Genomic DNA, 16,286 nt, shown 5'->3' on the forward strand with positions numbered 1-16,286 from the left:
AAAAGCGGGATGGTCGGCACTGAGCGGAGCGTCTGGCCTGACGCGCGATGGGCCATACTGAGATCGTCGGCGTCCCGGATATTGAACGGCGCCAGGCCGATCCTCTGGGCGCCCTCACCGCCCATCTGTGTCAGGCGGCGGTGGCCGACGTCGTGACGTGACCAGCGCCGCAGCTTCTCCGCGAACACGTCGTCGTAGTCCTGGTGCAGCCGGACCGGATCGGTGGTGGAGAGCACCGACACGGCACTGGCCAGCCGGATACGGCTGGTGGCCTGGGCGATCGCGGCCAGTCGGGACGGCGGGGTTGGCGACTGCGAAGTCCCAGCAGTGGTGCTCGCCGAGACCGAAGACGTCCAGGCCGGCCTGGACGACGGAGCGGCCCGGCCGGCGTGGTCGCGGGCCGGGCCGCTGTGATGGGGCGGGGGCTGGGGGTTCAGAAGGAGCAGGGCCCGAACCGGCCCCACATGATGACCGCGGCGACGATGAGCAGGATCGCGTTGAACCCGATGGCCTGCGGCTCCTTGCGGCGGGCGTGGAGGCCCATGGCCAGGACCATGATCACAGCCAGGCCGGTGGCGGCCAGCGGGGTGAGCACGGTGGCGATGTCGAAAGCACCCGGCAGGATCAGCCCGAGTGCGCCGGCGAGTTCGGCGACGCCGATCAGACGCACCACGGGTGTCGAGACGTCACTGACCCACGGCAGCTGGGATATGAGCTTTTCGCGGGGCTGGGTGGACTTGATGACGCCGGCGGCCGCGAACAACGCGGCTAGGACGCCCTGCAGAATCCACAGGAACACGTTCATCCGAGCGGAGACCTTCTTCTTCGGTCGCGCCGCGGCGGGGATCGCCGCGGCGGATGAGGATGGAGCGGATCAGGATTCAACGGATCAAAATCCAATGGGGGAGAGCTGGGTGGCGTCAGCCGGTGAAGACGCGCTCGGCTTCGTCGCGCTGGGTGTGCAGGTCCCAGTAGAGCGGGGCGATGTCCTCGGCCTCGGCGGTCGGGATTTCGGGAGGGCCGCCCGCGCCGATCCACACGCCGATGGCGACGTGCGCGGCCTGGATACCGGTTCCGGCCAGCTCCTTGTGCAGGTTGAGCACCCAGTTGCGCAGGGCCGCCTGAGCGGGGTTGACGTTGCCGAGCATCGGGATGGGGTCGACCGAGCCGGCGCCGTTGGTGAAGAGCAGGGTGCCCGCGCCGGCCTCACGCATCGCGGGCAGGACGGCCTGGGTGGCGGTGATGGCGCTGTAGAGCAGGAAGTCGATCCAGCCCTGCACATCGGACGGGCTGGTCTGGGACGGGGAGGTGAGGTTCACGGAGGCGATGCTCGGAGCGGGGGAGTGCTCCAGGACGTCGATGCCGCCGAAGCGGGTGGCGGCGTCCTTGAGGGCCTGGGTCAGCGCGTCGTGGTCGCGCACGTCCGCCGGGAACGCGGCGGCGGTGATGTCCTCGGCGGCGAGCTGGGTGACGAGGTCGTCGAGCTTGGCGCGGTTGCGGGCGATGAGAGCGACGTCGTAGCCGCGCGAGCCGAAGGTGCGGGCGATGGCGAGGCCCATTCCGGGGCCGGCTCCGACGATGGCGATGCTGGGCATGGTGAAGTCCTTTCGTGCGGGGAAGCGTCTGGGATACGGACTGGTCAGGCGACGGCGATGGCGATCTTGCCGACGGTGCCGGCGCCGAACGCGGCGAAGGCCTCGGGGCACGCTCGTGGTCGAACTCGGCGGTCACCGAGACCTTGAGGGCGCCGGAGGCGACCTGCCCGGCGAGGGGGGACAGGGTGTCGGCGGTCGGGTTGGACCGGATCATGGCGGTCTGCAGCTTGCGGTCCTCCGAGGCCTCGGGGACGGTGAGGGCGGAGGCGACGGCGCCGCCGTCGCGGGTCAGCGCGGTGAGCTCGGCCAGGTCGCCGACGAGGTGCAGCACCGCGTCCACGCCGTCGGGGGCGATCGCCGGGACCTGCGCGGTCATGTCCACCGTCTTGCCTCCGGTGAAGGCGGCGGTGCCCGCCAGCCCCCGAGCGCGCCGGCGTCACGCACCAAGACCCCGTCGGGCCGGTGGGCGATGCCGATGGCAGCGGGAACGGCGACGTACTGCGCCATCGAACCGGTGCCCAGGCGCGCCGATCCGGTCGCCGTGCCCAGGTCGAAGCCGTTCACCGAGGACGCGGCCACCTTCACCAGCACCTCACCGGGCTCGGGGCGGGGCACCTCCACCTCGGCCACCTCGGGGCTGCCGGGTACCTGAGCCAATGTCACAGCGCGCACTGATCATCAACTCCTGGGCATCGGTATCGCTCGATTCGGAAAGGGGTATCCGGTTCGCGATCCGGAAAGGCCTCTCCGGTTCGCGGTGCCTACGATAACACTGAAACTGGATAGCGCATTCCGATTCGCTAGACTGAGTGTCATGAACCTTGGCGCCCGATCCAGCGATGACCCGGCCGCACAACCTCTGCGCAGCGATGCCGAGCGCAACCGTGCGCGGATCGTCGCCGCCGCGCGCACGGTCTTCAGGCGTGACGGCCTGCATGCCTCCATGGCTTCCGTGGCCCGCGAGGCGGGGGTGGGCATCGCCACCCTGTTCCGCCGGTTCCCGACAAAGGAGGAACTCGTCGCCGCGGTCTTCGCCGACCGTATGGACGCCTACGTCGACGCGGTCGGCGTCGCCCTCGACGACCCCGATCCCTGGCGCGGTCTCGCGGGGTTCATCGAAACCGCCTGCGCGATGCAGGCCGCCGATTACGGCTTCGCCGACGTACTGACCATGACCTTCCCCGCAGCCAAGGCTCTGGAGGAGCGCCGGGACCAGGCGTACGAGGCCGTTGTCCAGCTCATCGGCCGCGCCAAGGCCGCAGGACGTCTGCGTGAGGACTTCAGCCCCGAGGACCTGGTGCTGGTGCACATGGCCACGGCCGGCGTCGTCAACGCCACCGGCGACGCCGCTCCCGACGCCTGGAAACGCGTCGTCGCCCTGATGCTCCAGTCCTTCGAGGCCCCGGCCCGCGGCCCCCTGCCCGACCCGCCCGAGCCCCGCGCTCTCTACAAGGCCATGCTCCGTGCCAGTCAGGCGTGCTCCGCCTCGCCGGAACCAGGGAGGAAGGACTGAAGGGCCACGTCCGCCCGACTGCGCATCGTGAGCGTGGGCCGAGCGCGTGCAGTCGGGTCATTTGTTTGCTGCTGCGACGAAAGGCCGTTGACCAGCTTCCAGTACAGGTTGCCGTGTGCCAGGGCGACGCCCTTTGGGGCGGCCGGAGGTGCCTGACGTGACCGCGATGATGGCGATGTCTGAACCGGTGGGCGGCTTCTCGATGAAGGGTGCGGACGGCTCGGCGTCGGCGTGCGGGTCGTCTCACGTCAGGCGTATGCCCGTGCCGTCCGGGAATCGCTCGTCGCCCAGGACCGCATACGGTGCGGTCTCCTCGCGCACGACGGTGAGCTCGCCCTCGGTGGCTGCGGGTGGAGCGGCTGGAGCACAGCTCGGCGACCGGTGTACGCCGCTTCAGCCGTCGGCGGGCGGTCAGGTGCTCGGTGGGTCGGTTCGCGGTCCCACGGCCACCAGCAGATCGTCGCGGAAGGTCTGCGGGGCCAGCCGCTGCGAAGTCACCAGACATGAGGCCTTCCCCGGGGCGGCCCGCACCCTGCTCGTCGACAGCCGGTTGCGGGCGAACCTGCGGCGGGCGACCGGCACCATCCGACGAGCGGCCGGCGGTCGCCGCCGAACTGGAGGATCGGAAGGAGCGCGGGGCGGCGCCGGGTTCGTGGGCTGTTGGCGTGCGGGTGCCAGCCCTGGCGTTCATCGGCACGTCGGTCAAGGTGACCCAACATCCGATGTATTGGAGAGCTCATCGCTGTCCTCTGCTGCTTGCCCGGGCGCAGTCGACGCGGGAAGTTCTTTTCTCATCACGCCTGAGGGGCCTGTCGAACTGCCGATGGACGTCATACGAGTTGGTGCTGCAGCCCTCTAGACATCCGATCTATAACGCGGCAAAGATGACGTGCTCCTCGGAGGACTCCAAGAGGCTGCACTTCCCCTCGTGTCGAACACTCATGGCTGGGAGATCTTGCCGTGACCCATGCATCGCACCCGCAGCGAAGAAGCGTCCTGAAGCTCGGCGGGGCCCTCGCCCTCGCGCCCCTGATCACTCAGCTGGCCGGCGGCACCCCTGCGGGGCCGGCCTTCGCCGCCACTTCCGCCGCGTCGGCGGCCGTCCGGTGGCCGACCCTTTCGCGCAAGGCGCTGAAGTACTCGGTCCCCGCCCTGGACTGGCAGTCGCAGGCCCTGCCGATCGGCAACGGCCGTCTCGGCGCCATGCTGTTCGCCGACCCCGACCAGGAGCGCATCCAGTTCAACGAGCAGAGTCTGTGGGGCGGGGTCAACAACTACGACAACGCGCTCGCCGGCAAGCCCGACAGCGCGTTCGATACCAGCATGACCGGCTTCGGCTCGTACCGGAACTTCGGCGACGTCGTCGTCACCTTCGCCGACCGTGCGAAGGTCACCGCTCCCGGGGGGCCGTACCGCACCTCCTCGTCGGAGGGCGTGGAGAAGTCGTACGACGGCGACGCGAGCACCAAGTGGTGCGTCGACGGGCCCGGTTCGAGGGTGCAGTGGCAGGTCGAGCTCCCCGAGCCCGCCACGGTCGCCTCCTACCGTCTGACGAGTGCCAACGACGTGCCGCAGCGTGACCCGCAGGAGTGGACGCTGTCCGGTTCCGCCGACGGCGCCGACTGGACCACGCTGGACAGCCGCACTTTGCCGGCGCCCTTCGAGAGCCGTTTCCAGACGAAGGAGTTCACCTGCGCCACCAGCGGGTCGTACCGCTTCTACCGGTTCGACTTCGTCCCCAAGGCAGGGGTCAGCCACTTCCAGGTGGGCGAGATCGGGCTGTCCGGTATCGACCTCGGTGGCGCCGCGCTGTACCTGTCGTCGCCGAGCGGGCACTCCGGGGGATCGGGTGCCGGGACCGGATCCCGGGCCACTGACATCTCGTGTTCGGTGGACAGCGATCCCGCCACGGTCTGGCGGGTCGACGATGCCGGACCCGCGGTCGTCTGGCAGTCCGAGCTGCCCCGCGGGGTCGCCGTCACCTCGTACACGCTGACGGCGGCCCCGGACCGTCCGCAGGACGACCCCCGGCGATGGACGCTCGAGGCGTCGCAGGACGGGCAGGCCTGGGTGACGCTCGACACGCAGAGCCCCGGAGCACCCGTCGCCGGCCGTGGCGAGAGCCGGACGTTCCGGGTCACCAACAGCACCGCCTACCGCGCCTATCGGCTCACGTTCACCCCGGGTGAGTCGTCCACCGGCTTTCAGATCGCCGAAGTCGCCCTGGGAGGCAGGGGGTTCGACACGCGCACGCAGCGCGCGGTCGTCGACTACCAGCGCGCCCTGGACTTCTTCGACGGTATCCATGTCACCCGGTTCGGCGCGCCGGGGCGGCGCGTCCTCAGGGAGGCGTTCGCCAGCCGGTCCGCCGACGTCATGGTCTTCCGATACACCTCGGACAGCGACCGGGGACTGTCCGGAGCGATCTCCTTGACGTCCGGGCAGCAGGGGGCTCCCACGACCGTCGACGCCGATGGGCGTCGGATCGCCTTCCGCGGAGTCATGGGCAACGGCCTCAAGCACGCGTGCACCGTCCAGGTCGTGCACGCCGACGGCGACTTCCGTGCCGACGGGTCCGCCCTCCGGTTCAGCGGCTGCACAAGCCTGACCCTGCTGCTCGACGCCCGTACCGACTACAAGCTCGACGCCGCCGCCGGATGGCGCGGAACCGATCCCGAACCGGTCATCACCAGGACACTCAACAAGGCGGCCGCCCGGTCCTACAAGGAACTGCGCGAGGAGCACACCGCCGAGACGCGTGCGCTCATGAACCGTGTCTCCGTGGACTGGGGCACCTCCGACGACGGCGTCGTCGCCCTGCCCACCGACGCCCGGCTCGCGCGTTACGCGTCGGGCGGCGAGGACCCGACCCTCGAACAGGCGATGTTCGACTACGGCCGGTACCTGCTGATCAGTTCCTCGCGCCCGAAGGGCCTGCCCGCCAACCTCCAGGGTCTCTGGAACGACAGCAACCAGCCGGCGTGGGCCGCCGACTACCACACCAACATCAACGTCCAGATGAACTACTGGGGAGCCGAGACCACGAACCTGTCGGAGTCTCACGAAGCACTCATCGAGTTCATCAGGCAGGTGGCGGTGCCCAGCCGCGTGGCGACCCGCAACGCCTTCGGAAAGGACACACGGGGCTGGACCGCCCGTACCAGCCAGAGCATCTTCGGCGGCAACGCGTGGGAGTGGAACACCGTCGCGAGCGCCTGGTACGCGCAACACCTCTACGAGCACTGGGCGTTCACGCAGGACATGAAGTACCTCCGTACCGTCGCGTACCCGATGATCAAGGAGATCTGCGAGTTCTGGGAGGACCACCTCAAGGAGCGCGAGGACGGACTCCTCGTCGCGCCGAACGGCTGGTCCCCCGAACACGGGCCGCGGGAGGACGGCGTCATGTACGACCAGCAGATCATCTGGGACCTGTTCCAGAACTACCTCGACTGCGAGGCGGCGCTCGAGGCCGACCCCGCCTACCGGGCCAAGGTCGTGGACATGCAGGCGCGCCTCGCGCCGAACAAGATCGGCAGGTGGGGTCAGCTGCAGGAGTGGCAGGAGGACATCGACAGCCCCACCGACATCCACCGCCACACCTCACACCTCTTCGCGGTCTACCCGGGCCGCCAGATCACCCGGAAGACACCCGACTTCGCGGCCGCCGCCCTCGTCTCGCTCAAGGCCCGGTGCGGCGAGAAGGACGGCGTCCCCTTCACGGCCGGGACGGTGTCGGGCGACAGCCGCCGCTCATGGACCTGGCCCTGGCGGGCGGCCCTCTTCGCCCGCCTCGGTGACGGGCAACGCGCCCAGATCATGCTGCGCGGACTGCTCACCTACAACACGCTGCCCAACCTGTTCTGCAACCACCCGCCCTTCCAGATGGACGGCAACTTCGGCATCACCGGCGCCGTCGCCGAGATGCTCCTGCAGAGCCACGACGACGTCATCCACCTGCTGCCCGCCCTGCCCGACGCCTGGAAGGGCAAGGGCTCCTTCACCGGGCTCCGCGCCCGCGGCGGCTACGAGGTCAGCTGTGCATGGCGGGACGGGAAGGTCACGTCCTACAAGATCGTGGCCGACCGGGCACGGAACCAGCGGACCATCACCGTGCGGGTCAACGGCGCGGACAGGAAGGTGAAGCCGATCAAGCCCTGAAGGCGGCAAGGCGGCAAGGCGGCAAGGCGGAGACGGCGGCCGCAGGGCCACGACGGCGAACACCGATCCGTGTTCGACCTACGTGAGGTGGGTGCCCTGCGGCTCCGTGTGCTCTCGGAAACCTCCTGCTCGCTTCGCCGCCAGGCCGGTGCTGACGGCGATCCGGTTCCAGGCGTTGACGGTGGCGACCGTCATGACGAGCGCTGCCAGCTGCCGGTCGTCGAAGTGGGCGGCGGCTTCGTCCCACACGGCATCCGGGACGCCCTCCGTGCCGAGGCGGGTCGCGGCCTCGGTCAGCGCGAGCGCGGCACGTTCGGCCGCGCTGAAGCAGGGGGAAGCACGCCAGCGTACGAGGGAGGACAGCCGTTCGTCGGTCTCGCCGCCGTTCCCGGCCTGGTGGCGGTGGAGTTCCACGCAGAACGAGCAGCCGTTGAGCTGACTGGCCCGCAGCTTGACCAGCTCACGCAGCGGCGCCGGCAGCGGGCTCGACGCCAGGTACTGTTCCAGGCCCACCATGGCCTGATAGGCGGCGGGTTCGAGCTCGGCGAGGTTGATACGAGGGTTCATGGAGGCTCCAGGTGATCGCTCCTCGGCCCGCTGTTCGAACCTGACCTCGGCTTCGGGTGCGAGACCCAACTGCGGGCCGGTGAGCGGCTCGGGCACCGTGATGAGGATGTTGTAGTGGTTCGGGAAGTGACAGGCGTCGAAGCCCAGGACCGTCCCCACCCGGCCCCCGCCCGCCCAGACCTCGTCGCCCCGGTCGATGACACCGCCGCAGCCGATCTCCACGAAGCCCAGGAAGCCGACCCGGTCGATCCGGGCACCGGCAGCGGCCTCCGTGTGATCGGTCGTGACCAGCTCATGTACCTCGCCCCGGCGGACGCAGCGGCTCGCGAAGCCCTCCAGGGTCATGCCCCGGTCGTCACGCCGGTGGGTGAGCACCTTCACCAGCTGTCCGGACACGGCGAGTTTGGCGCCGTCCTCTCCCGGGATCATGCGTGGCGTTCCTCCTGTCGGGGGCGGTGGCGGATGCGGGGGCGTCCGGCGCCTTCGTGCGCGTAAGCGGCGGCCACCAGTTCCAGAGCGGCCAGGCCGTCCGGCTCGTTCGCGCGACGGCCGGCCAGGACGTCGGTGAAGTCCCGCAGGACACCGACGTACTCGTGCCACAGGGACCCTTTGAACTCCCGGTGGCCCGCGAGCATGTCGGCACGGTCCACGGTCCCGTCGGCGAGGCGTACCTCCACCGTCTTGCGTTCGCCGGGACGGGACCAGTCGAGCACCACGCGGGCCTCCGCACCGGACGGGGCGCGCAGCAGCACCCGCGCCTGCCGGTCGACCCCCCGCGCGTCGCGGCGCACGGTGGCCCCGGTCACCCGGACATCGCCGAGGAACAGGCGCACGAGGTCGAACGCGTTCGGGCCGTTGTCGGCGAGGCAGCCGCCCCCGCAGCGCTCCGGGTCGAGATACCAGCGGTCCCGGCCGGCGTGTTCCTCGATCGTCTCCTCGTAGCGCACCGTCAGCGAGGCGATCGGCGGGCCGGAGACGATACGCCCGCGCAGCGCCCGCACCTCGCTGTTGTAGCGGCGGTGGAAGGACGTGAACAGCACGGCGTCGTGCTGCCGGGAGAGCCGCACGAGGTGGTGGCCGTCCTCCGGCCGCGTGGCGAGGGGTTTCTCCACGCACACCGCGCGCCCCGCCGCCAACGCGTCCCCGCACACCGGGTGGTGCAGGTCGTTGGGCACGTTGACCACCACGGCGTCCAGGTCGGCGTCCCGCAGCAGCTCACGGTGGTCGCGGTAGCGCGGCACCCCGGCCGGGGCGGTGGCGAGCCGGTCCTGGTCCAGGTCGCACACCGCCACCAGCCGCGCGCACGCCTCGCGTTCGAGCGCGGCCAGATAGAAACGGGAGATGACTCCGAGGCCGATGAGGCCGATGCGGGGAGGTCGGGGCGTCGTCATGCCGGGCTCCCCGCCTCGGCGGGTCCCCCCGGTGCCGGGAAGGGGAGACCGCTCTGCCGTGCCAGGTCGAGCAGTTCCCGGTGCAGGGCCGCGCCGAGCGGCACGCCGTTCGCACGCCGGTCGCGGCAGCGGGCGTCCTCCGGCCAGCCGGGGTAGCGCACCGGCTCGTCCGCCCGGACCGGCGGGCAGTCGAGGAGGGCGCCGAACAGTCCGGCCGCGTCGGTGAGGAACTCCGTCTCGGAGCGGAGCCGCCCGGGGGCGACGGCGAGCAGGAAGCAGCCGATGTCGTCGTCCGGGCCGCCCGCCTTGGCCTCCGCCGCCTGCGGAACCGCGGCCGAGGGGCCGAGTCCGGCTCCGGGGACGAGCGCGGACAGCACCTCCACCAGCAGGCCCAGCCCGAAACCCTTGTAGGCACCGGTGTCGGGGGTGCCGCCGAGCCAGCTCAGGTGCGCCTCGCCGCGGTCGAAGGCGGCCGGGTCGGTCACCGGGGCACCGTCGTTGTCGTGCAGCCAGCCCTCGGGCACGCGCTGTCCGGCGCGTGCCGCGGCCCGGACCTTGCCGGTGGGGGCCACCGTGGTGGCCATGTCCAGGACGAACGGCGGCCGGTCCCCGGCCGGGGCGGCCAGCGCGAGGGGGTTGGTGCCGAGCAGGGGGGACCGTCCGCCGACGGGGCGGACGATCCGCTGCCGTCCGCAGTTGGCGGTGACCAGGCCCACCATGTGGTGCCGGACCGCGCGCAGGGCGTGGTGGCCCGCGCAGCCGAAGTGCGTGGCGCCGCGTACCGAGACCATGCCGACCCCGTACCGGTGGGCACGCTCGACCGCCAGCTCCATGGCCTCGCCGGCGGCCCACAGTCCGAGCGCCCGACGGGCGTCGAGGAGCACGGAGGCACCGTGGTCGGCGACGATCCGCGGCTCCGCCCTGGGGTCGCACCGGCCCGAGTCGAGCAGTGGCAGATAGAGGCGGGTGAGGTTGGTGACGCCGTGACTGGTGAAGCCGGTCAGGTCGCCGTGGCACAGTGCCTCGGCGGCGGCTTCGGCGCGGTTCTCGGGCAGTCCCCGGCCGACGAGGACCCCGGCCACGAAGGCGAGAAGGTCCCGGTACGGCACGCGCACGGAGACGTCGCCGGGGGCCCGGGGCGGCACGACACGCGGGCCGGAGCGAGGCGACTCGTCCGTCGCGGCCCTGGTGGTCTTCGAGGTGGTGGAGGTGGTGGAAGCCGTCGAGGTCATCGGGCGGAGATCCTGTCCTCGGCCGCGCCGGGCGCGGCAGCTCGATGGGTGTGGGTTTCTTCGGCGGTACCGCCGCCGGGCGGCGGGTGGCGGACGCGGGCGACGAGAAGGCGGGCGATCTCGTCGGCGTAGCGGTCCAGTTCGGCCAGGTCGGCGTACTCGCCGGCGGCGTGGGCCCGGTTGGTGTCCAGGTCGCCCGGGCCGAAGACGGCCGTGTAGCCGTCCGGGACCTCCGCCATCCAGATCGCGTCGCAGGTGAAGGCCGGTTCCTCGTCGGGCCAGCGCGCCAGGCCCGCACGCCGTTCCAGCAGTTCCTCGGCCCACGGCGCGCGGCCTCGGCCGTCCAGCGCGGGCAGGCCGCGTTTGGCCCACTGCAGCGAGGTGATCCGGGCCGCGTCGGCGGCGGTCCTGGCCAGGTCGCGGGTGCCGGCCGCCCCGGCGGAGAAGGCGGCGAGGGCCTCGTCCAGGGCTTCCCGCAGGGCGGTTTCGGCGGCCTCGCCGGCCGCCCGTGAACCGTAGGAGACATTGAGCAGCAGCCGGCCGGTGCCGTAGACCCTGTTGTGCCGCTCACCGGTGTGCAGGCCCGCCACGCACACCCTGCCGTCACGGATCCGCGGGGGCAGGGCGCGGGCCAGGTGGTGGCTGACGTACCCCAGCAGCACGGTCGCGTTGTGCCCGGCCTCGGGGCGATCGTCCACGGCGTCCTCGCCCTCGACGCGTACCACGGCCGTCATGGACGCCGTCGAGCGCGGCAGGAAACGGTGCCCGGTGGGCTCGCAGAACAGGTTCAGCCCGCCGATGAACCCGGCCTCCACCAGCGGCCTGGTGCCGAACGTCCCCATGGCGCCGCCCTCTTCACCCGCGACGGCCTGCACGAGCACGCCGACCCGGCTGCCCAGGGCCGGTTCCGCGGCCCGGGCCGCCCGGATGCCGGCGAGCAGGGCGACGGCGGGGCCCTTGGCGTCGATCGCTCCCCGGCCGGTGAAGCGCCGTCCGTCGAAGTGGGCCGGCCACCATCCGGCCACGGTGTCCAGGTGGACGTTGAACATCACCGTGTCCCGCCGCGGGAGCCGCGGACCGAGGCATAGCACCAGGCTGGGCTGGCGGGCCAGGAACGTCTCGTCCCGCGCCGCCTCCCGGACGATCAGCGGTACGTCCTCCCCGCACAGCACGCCTGGTTCCGCCGGGGCGTGGCGCAGCACCCTCAGACCGAGCTGCGCCGCGGCCGCCGCGTAGGTCCGCCCGGCCTCCCACAGGGACACGGCCGGGCCCGCGTCGCCCGTCTCCAGCGGTCCGGCCGTGGGGGTGTCGAGCAGGCGGAGCAGCAGCTCGTGATCGGCCGGTGTCAGCCGTGCGGGAGGTGGCAGGGCGGCCGGGAGGTCAGTCATGCCGCCTCCCGCCGTCGGCGACGGGGGCGTGGACGGGCAGGACGTCCTGCCGGACGAGCCGCTCCAGGTGCCGGCCGTAGCGGACGAACGCCGCCACCCCGTCGGAGCCGGTGGTGTCGTGGTCCTGGTGCGGCCGCAGGTGGGTGTGCGGTTCGATCGACCACGCCCCCGTGTAGCCGTGATCGAGGAGGGCCTCGAGGCAGGAGCGCACACCCGATTCCCCGTCCCCCGGCAGTGTGTATGCGACGTGGCCGTCCGGTCCGGTGCGGGCGTCTTTGACGTGCACGTGGGCGACGTGGCCGATGATCTCGTCCAGCAGCGCGCGGGCGTCGTAGCCGTAGGGCACCCCGTTGCCGATGTCGAACAGCAGCCGCAGCGCGGGGCCGCCGGCCCGGTCCAGGAGTTCCAGCATCCGGTCGGCCCGGGCGCCGGCCCAGCCGCTGCAGTTCTCGTGCAGCAGCACCAGCCCGTGCTGCTCGGCCTGCCGGACCAGCAGGGTCATCCGGGCCAGTACCCGCCTGCCCCACTCCTCTTCGTCCAGACCGGCGTTGGGGTAGGACATCACCCGGACGTACCGGGTGCCCAGGGCGGCACAGCGCCGGGCCAGCGCGCGCAACTCCCGCTCGTCGTCCTCGAAGCGGCCGGTGACCGGCCGGCTCCAGTTGGCGATCCGGGAGTCGACGCAGACGACGTCGAGGCCGGCCGCCGTGATCCGGTCGGCCAGGGCGGCGAAGGCCCGGTCGTCCAGGTCGGCGACCGCGACGCCGTCGACGTTGCGCAACTCGATCGCGTTCCAGCCCAGTTGGCGTAACGCGTCCAGTTGCCCGGTGAGGTCCGCCGCGGCCTCGTCCCCGATGCCCGCGAAACGGATGCCGGGTGCGGCCTGGCCGGTGCGGTCGCTGCCGGTCGCGCCGGACCGGGGTCGCAGGCGGTTCGCTCCAGAGGGGTGGTCAACGGCCATGGGTGATCGCCTCCTTGCGGCGGGGCCTGCCGCCGGTGGGTGGTACGGCCGCTTGCTCGCCGGCGGCCAGCCGCTTCGCCTCGTCGAGCAGTTCGACCGTGCGCACGTGCAGGCCGAGGTCGTCGGGGCCGGTCCCCTCCCCGCCGGCGGCGAAGCCGCGGTAGGCCTGTGTCAGGCAGGACCTGAGGGAGTCGTCGGGGAAGACCTCGCGCGTGGTGTGGCCGTCACGGGTGATCTCCAGCTGGGCGAAGTCGTCGTCCTGGCCGACCGCGTAGTGTCCGACGACGCTGCCGCCCGCCATGTCCAGGGCGATGCGTCGCTGGCGTACCGGTGCGGACAGGTCGGACAGCACCTCGCTGCGGATCCCGTCCGCGTGCAGCAGTTCGAGGTGCGCGCCGCCCATGCGCGGCACCGTCACCGGCCCCACCCGCAGGTCGGTGCCGGTGGCGCGGTGCACCCGCGCGTCGCCCAGGAGGCGCAGGAGGACGCCCACCGCGTGCGGGGCCTCCACGTCGAAGGCGGAGGTGTGGCTGCCGCTGCCGAGGGAGCGCCGGAACCGGGGTTTGTGCTGGATGACGGAGACGGAACGCACCTCGCCGAGCCGCCGGTCGCCCACCAGCCGGACCAGGCGCCGGGTCAGCGCGCTGTGCAGCCAGGGGGCCACCACCGACAGGCGCAGGTCGTGCTCCCGCGCGAGGCGCAGCAGGCTCCGGAGCGCCTCCCGGTCACCGGCCAGCGGCTTCTCCGCCAGGATCCGCGAGAACCCGAGGGCGGCGACCTCGCGGAGCACCTCGACGCGCACGGCGGGCGGAGTGCACAGATGGACGACGGTGCGCGCCGGGTCCAGGAGATCGCAGGCCTGGCGCAGTGAATCGGCGATCAGCAGGTCCCGCTGCCCGGGCGGGGAGCCGTTCCCGGGGTCCACGCCCACGATCGGATGGTCGGCGAAAGCCGCGAGGGCCTGAGAGCGCGCGCGCAACAGCACGGGCACATGCAGTCCCAGGCCGGCGCGGCCCAAGCCGACGATCAACGTGCACAGCACGTCTAGACCCCCCTTGTGCGTCTTTTCAGAAAGTAATACTTCGAGCGTTGAATCGGGCTCGGGTGAATTGAAAACGATCTGCATACCCATTCTGACGCCCCGGGAAACACGCACAGCGGTTCTCGTGAAATATGCGACGGGAGGGGCGCGGGTTGCGTTGTCGCGGCCTCGACGCATCGTATCCGATGGTGGCGTTCTTCGCCTTTGCTCGCCAGTTCTGCGGTCGACGGGAAGATGGCTGGAATGAACGTCGGAAGCGGCGGTGGGGCGCGATCTTCCCGGCATGTTCCGTCCACCAGGGCGATTCCGCCGGGGCAGCCGAACCCGCGGGCGAAAACAATCGGCCGCGGGGGAGGGCTCACGCTTCCAAGAAAAATGTTTCTGCGGTTCGGGTGATCCCGCCCTCCATTGACAGGCGTCGACGGCTGCCACTATCCATGTAGCTTGCAGCGAGGAATTGCAAATTCGTCTTGCGTGGGGCGGTTGATCGCCCGGACCTCTGCTCGGGTTTTTCCATCTCCCTGCCGCAGTTTTTCCGACGACGAGGAGTGAGATGTCCAACAAGACTGCCCAGGTCGAGCGCCTCCGGCAGCGCTTCGAGCTGTACGACACCGACGGCGACGGGCGTGTCCGACGCGGGGACCTGGAGGCGGAGGCCCGGCGCATCGTCGAGGCCTTCGGCGAGCCGGACGGCTCACCCAAGGCCCAGGCACTGCTGCACGCGTACCCGCACATGTGGGACTACATGATGGAGAAGGCCGGCCGCGACCCCGGTGACTCCCTGTCGGCCGACGAGTTCGTCGCGATCGCCGACGCCCAGATGCTGAGCCAGGGCGCGGCCGGCTTCAGCACCATGCTCCGGCCCAGCATCCGAGCGATGGTCGACCTGTGCGACATCGACGGCGACGGGCAGGTCGACCCGGCGGAGTTCCGGAAGTGGCTCGCCGCCATCGGCAACGACCGGGTCGACGCCGACGAGGTGTTCGGCCAGGTGGACACCGACGGAAACGGGCAGCTGTCCGTCGAGGAACTCGTCGCCGCGGTGGGCAGGTACCACGCGGGGGAGCTCGACGCCCCGCTGCTGGGTGTCTGAGCCGCAGGCCGGCCGGGGTCGATCCGGGCGCGAGACGCTCCGGGCGGCCCCCCGCCCGCGGACCCTGCCGCCCCCCGTGGACCCGGGGGGCGGGGCCCGGCCCGACGGGTCACGACCGGCCGGTGCGGCGGGCCCGCCGGCGCCACCGGCCAGACCCCTCCTCGTGCGTGCCGCCCTCGTGCTGCTCGCGCTGGGGCAGGGACTGCCCGGGCTGTGGGCTCTCTTCGCGCCGCGGTCCTTCTACGGCGAGTTCCCTTTCCCGGGCCTCGGGTGGGTGACCAGATTCCCGCCGTACAACGAACATCTGGTGCGCGATCTCGGCGCTCTGTCGCTCGGCCTGACGGCTGTTCTCATTTCGGCCGCTGTCGTCCCGGAGCGGCGCCTGGTGCGGGCGGCGGCCTTCGGATGCCTCGGCTTCACGATTCCGCACCTGATTTTCCACGTCGCGCATCTCGGGCGCTTCGGCACCGCGGACGTGGTCGGGCAGCTCATCTCCCAGGTGGCCCCGATTGTTGTATCGGGGTGTGTCCTGCTGTCGAGTCGGCGGGACTGAGAAACGAGGTCCATTGTCTTTATCACTCGTGTGAGTGGATTGGCTGGGCCTGCCCCGGTAAGTATCTGAACCGCGTGTCCAGAGAAGGAAAAAGGAAAGGAATAACGTGACCACTTCCGTGCAGGAACAGCGGCTGCGTCGCCGATTCGACATGTGGGACAAGAACGGCGACGGCACCATCGAGCGCCGTGACTGGGCCGAGGAGGCACAGCGCATTCTGGCCTCGTTCGGGGAAAGCGAGAGTTCTCCGAAGGGCCGGGCCCTCACCGACGCGTACCTCGGTATGTGGGACCACCTGGCGGGGCAGGCCGGAATCGGCCCCGACGGGACGCTGAGCTTCGGCGAGTTCGCGGCCGTGGCGGCGAAGCAGGTGCTGGAGCGCGGGCAGGACGGCTTCGACGAGGTGCTGCGCCCGACGATCGGCGCGATCGCGAACCTGTGCGACACCGACGGTGACGGCCAGGTCAGCCCCCAGGAGTTCCAGCGCTGGATGCACGCCATCGGCAGCGACGAGGCCACCGCGCAGACGGCGTTCGAGCTGATCGACAGCGACGGTGACGGGCAGTTGTCGGTCGAGGAGCTCATCGCGGCGGTACACCGCTACCACTCCGGCGACCTGGACTTCGCCCTCCTCTGACCGCCTGTCGACGACGGGGCACCGCTCCCGCGTCCGGCGCCCCCCGGCCCGCCGGGGAGCGCCGTCCCAGGTCCTGCCCGGGGAGCGCCGTCGCATGTCCTGCCCGCCCCGTTCCCGCCGAGCGCTCGGCTCGCCTCCGCCACCACCGCCACG

Annotated in this window: 15 protein-coding genes; 6 read left to right on the plus strand and 9 right to left on the minus strand. The window is 71.3% G+C overall.

Annotation, left to right across the window (positions count from 1 at the left end; genetic code table 11):
- Positions 1–225 precede the first annotated feature (225 nt).
- Positions 226–414 carry a hypothetical protein gene (locus ABZ386_RS09375; protein WP_358964414.1) on the plus strand — a complete coding sequence of 63 codons (189 nt, stop codon included), beginning with the start codon at positions 226–228 and terminating at the stop codon, positions 412–414.
- Positions 415–433: 19 nt separating this feature from the next.
- Here ABZ386_RS09375 and ABZ386_RS09380 read toward each other — a convergent pair whose 3' ends face one another.
- From ABZ386_RS09380 to ABZ386_RS09390, 3 genes are all read right to left on the minus strand, one after another.
- Positions 434–805, minus strand: a complete 372-nt coding sequence (locus ABZ386_RS09380) for a DoxX family protein (RefSeq protein WP_351344391.1) — start codon at positions 803–805, stop codon at positions 434–436.
- Between the two features lie 115 nt (positions 806–920).
- The gene (locus tag ABZ386_RS09385) at positions 921–1,595 is read right to left on the minus strand and encodes an SDR family oxidoreductase (protein WP_351344394.1); all 675 of its coding nucleotides are present in this window, start codon (positions 1,593–1,595) and stop codon (positions 921–923) included.
- A 372-nt stretch (positions 1,596–1,967) separates the two neighbouring features.
- Positions 1,968–2,252: a hypothetical protein gene (locus tag ABZ386_RS09390; RefSeq protein ID WP_358964415.1), complete on the minus strand. Its 285-nt coding sequence runs from the start codon at positions 2,250–2,252 to the stop codon at positions 1,968–1,970.
- 157 nt (positions 2,253–2,409) lie between these two features.
- Here ABZ386_RS09390 and ABZ386_RS09395 point away from each other — a divergent pair, with 157 nt between their 5' ends.
- Positions 2,410–3,108 (plus strand): helix-turn-helix domain-containing protein, encoded by a 699-nt coding sequence (locus tag ABZ386_RS09395; RefSeq protein WP_351344400.1) that lies wholly within the window; start codon positions 2,410–2,412, stop codon positions 3,106–3,108.
- 960 nt (positions 3,109–4,068) lie between these two features.
- Positions 4,069–7,269 (plus strand): glycoside hydrolase N-terminal domain-containing protein, encoded by a 3,201-nt coding sequence (locus ABZ386_RS09400; protein ID WP_358964417.1) that lies wholly within the window; start codon positions 4,069–4,071, stop codon positions 7,267–7,269.
- Positions 7,270–7,347: 78 nt separating this feature from the next.
- On the opposite strand, the gene ABZ386_RS09405 is transcribed toward ABZ386_RS09400, so the two are convergent.
- From ABZ386_RS09405 to ABZ386_RS09430, 6 genes are read right to left on the minus strand one after another with little or no spacing between them, the layout of a single operon-like run.
- A complete protein-coding gene (locus ABZ386_RS09405) occupies positions 7,348–8,265 on the minus strand; it encodes a carboxymuconolactone decarboxylase family protein (RefSeq protein ID WP_358964418.1) in 918 nt (305 codons plus the stop codon).
- Positions 8,262–9,227 carry a Gfo/Idh/MocA family oxidoreductase gene (locus tag ABZ386_RS09410; RefSeq protein WP_358964420.1) on the minus strand — a complete coding sequence of 322 codons (966 nt, stop codon included), beginning with the start codon at positions 9,225–9,227 and terminating at the stop codon, positions 8,262–8,264. The genes ABZ386_RS09405 and ABZ386_RS09410 overlap by 4 nt, the downstream gene beginning before the upstream one ends.
- Positions 9,224–10,459 carry an Ldh family oxidoreductase gene (locus ABZ386_RS09415; protein ID WP_358964422.1) on the minus strand — a complete coding sequence of 412 codons (1,236 nt, stop codon included), beginning with the start codon at positions 10,457–10,459 and terminating at the stop codon, positions 9,224–9,226. The genes ABZ386_RS09410 and ABZ386_RS09415 overlap by 4 nt, the downstream gene beginning before the upstream one ends.
- Positions 10,456–11,847 carry a M20/M25/M40 family metallo-hydrolase gene (locus ABZ386_RS09420; RefSeq protein ID WP_358964424.1) on the minus strand — a complete coding sequence of 464 codons (1,392 nt, stop codon included), beginning with the start codon at positions 11,845–11,847 and terminating at the stop codon, positions 10,456–10,458. Before ABZ386_RS09420 ends, ABZ386_RS09415 begins: the two co-directional genes overlap by 4 nt.
- Positions 11,840–12,808 carry a sugar phosphate isomerase/epimerase family protein gene (locus ABZ386_RS09425; protein WP_358964425.1) on the minus strand — a complete coding sequence of 323 codons (969 nt, stop codon included), beginning with the start codon at positions 12,806–12,808 and terminating at the stop codon, positions 11,840–11,842. Before ABZ386_RS09425 ends, ABZ386_RS09420 begins: the two co-directional genes overlap by 8 nt.
- Positions 12,798–13,850, minus strand: coding sequence for a hypothetical protein (locus tag ABZ386_RS09430; RefSeq protein WP_356617616.1), 1,053 nt, complete (start codon positions 13,848–13,850; stop codon positions 12,798–12,800). Before ABZ386_RS09430 ends, ABZ386_RS09425 begins: the two co-directional genes overlap by 11 nt.
- A gap of 553 nt (positions 13,851–14,403) precedes the next feature.
- On the opposite strand from ABZ386_RS09430, the gene ABZ386_RS09435 reads away from it, so the two are divergent.
- The 3 genes from ABZ386_RS09435 (at position 14,404) to ABZ386_RS09445 (ending at position 16,133) form a co-directional block, all read left to right on the plus strand.
- Positions 14,404–14,943 (plus strand): EF-hand domain-containing protein, encoded by a 540-nt coding sequence (locus ABZ386_RS09435; RefSeq protein WP_351344424.1) that lies wholly within the window; start codon positions 14,404–14,406, stop codon positions 14,941–14,943.
- A 163-nt stretch (positions 14,944–15,106) separates the two neighbouring features.
- A complete protein-coding gene (locus tag ABZ386_RS09440; RefSeq protein WP_351344427.1) occupies positions 15,107–15,496 on the plus strand; it encodes a hypothetical protein in 390 nt (129 codons plus the stop codon).
- A gap of 106 nt (positions 15,497–15,602) precedes the next feature.
- Positions 15,603–16,133 carry an EF-hand domain-containing protein gene (locus ABZ386_RS09445; RefSeq protein ID WP_351344430.1) on the plus strand — a complete coding sequence of 177 codons (531 nt, stop codon included), beginning with the start codon at positions 15,603–15,605 and terminating at the stop codon, positions 16,131–16,133.
- Positions 16,134–16,286: the final 153 nt, after the last annotated feature.

It is taken from the genome of Streptomyces sp. NPDC006140 (genome assembly GCF_040628815.1).
GTDB lineage: Bacteria > Actinomycetota > Actinomycetes > Streptomycetales > Streptomycetaceae > Streptomyces.

What these genes read in the sequence shown, in the direction of transcription:
- ABZ386_RS09380 (WP_351344391.1), bottom strand. Translation starts at nt 805, where the DNA reads ATGAACGTGTTCCTGTGGATTCTGCAGGGCGTCCTAGCCGCGTTGTTC.
- ABZ386_RS09385 (WP_351344394.1), bottom strand. Translation starts at nt 1,595, where the DNA reads ATGCCCAGCATCGCCATCGTCGGAGCCGGCCCCGGAATGGGCCTCGCC.
- ABZ386_RS09395 (WP_351344400.1), top strand. Translation starts at nt 2,410, where the DNA reads ATGAACCTTGGCGCCCGATCCAGCGATGACCCGGCCGCACAACCTCTG.
- ABZ386_RS09405 (WP_358964418.1), bottom strand. Translation starts at nt 8,265, where the DNA reads ATGATCCCGGGAGAGGACGGCGCCAAACTCGCCGTGTCCGGACAGCTG.
- ABZ386_RS09410 (WP_358964420.1), bottom strand. Translation starts at nt 9,227, where the DNA reads ATGACGACGCCCCGACCTCCCCGCATCGGCCTCATCGGCCTCGGAGTC.
- ABZ386_RS09415 (WP_358964422.1), bottom strand. Translation starts at nt 10,459, where the DNA reads ATGACCTCGACGGCTTCCACCACCTCCACCACCTCGAAGACCACCAGG.
- ABZ386_RS09420 (WP_358964424.1), bottom strand. Translation starts at nt 11,847, where the DNA reads ATGACTGACCTCCCGGCCGCCCTGCCACCTCCCGCACGGCTGACACCG.
- ABZ386_RS09425 (WP_358964425.1), bottom strand. Translation starts at nt 12,808, where the DNA reads ATGGCCGTTGACCACCCCTCTGGAGCGAACCGCCTGCGACCCCGGTCC.
- ABZ386_RS09435 (WP_351344424.1), top strand. Translation starts at nt 14,404, where the DNA reads ATGTCCAACAAGACTGCCCAGGTCGAGCGCCTCCGGCAGCGCTTCGAG.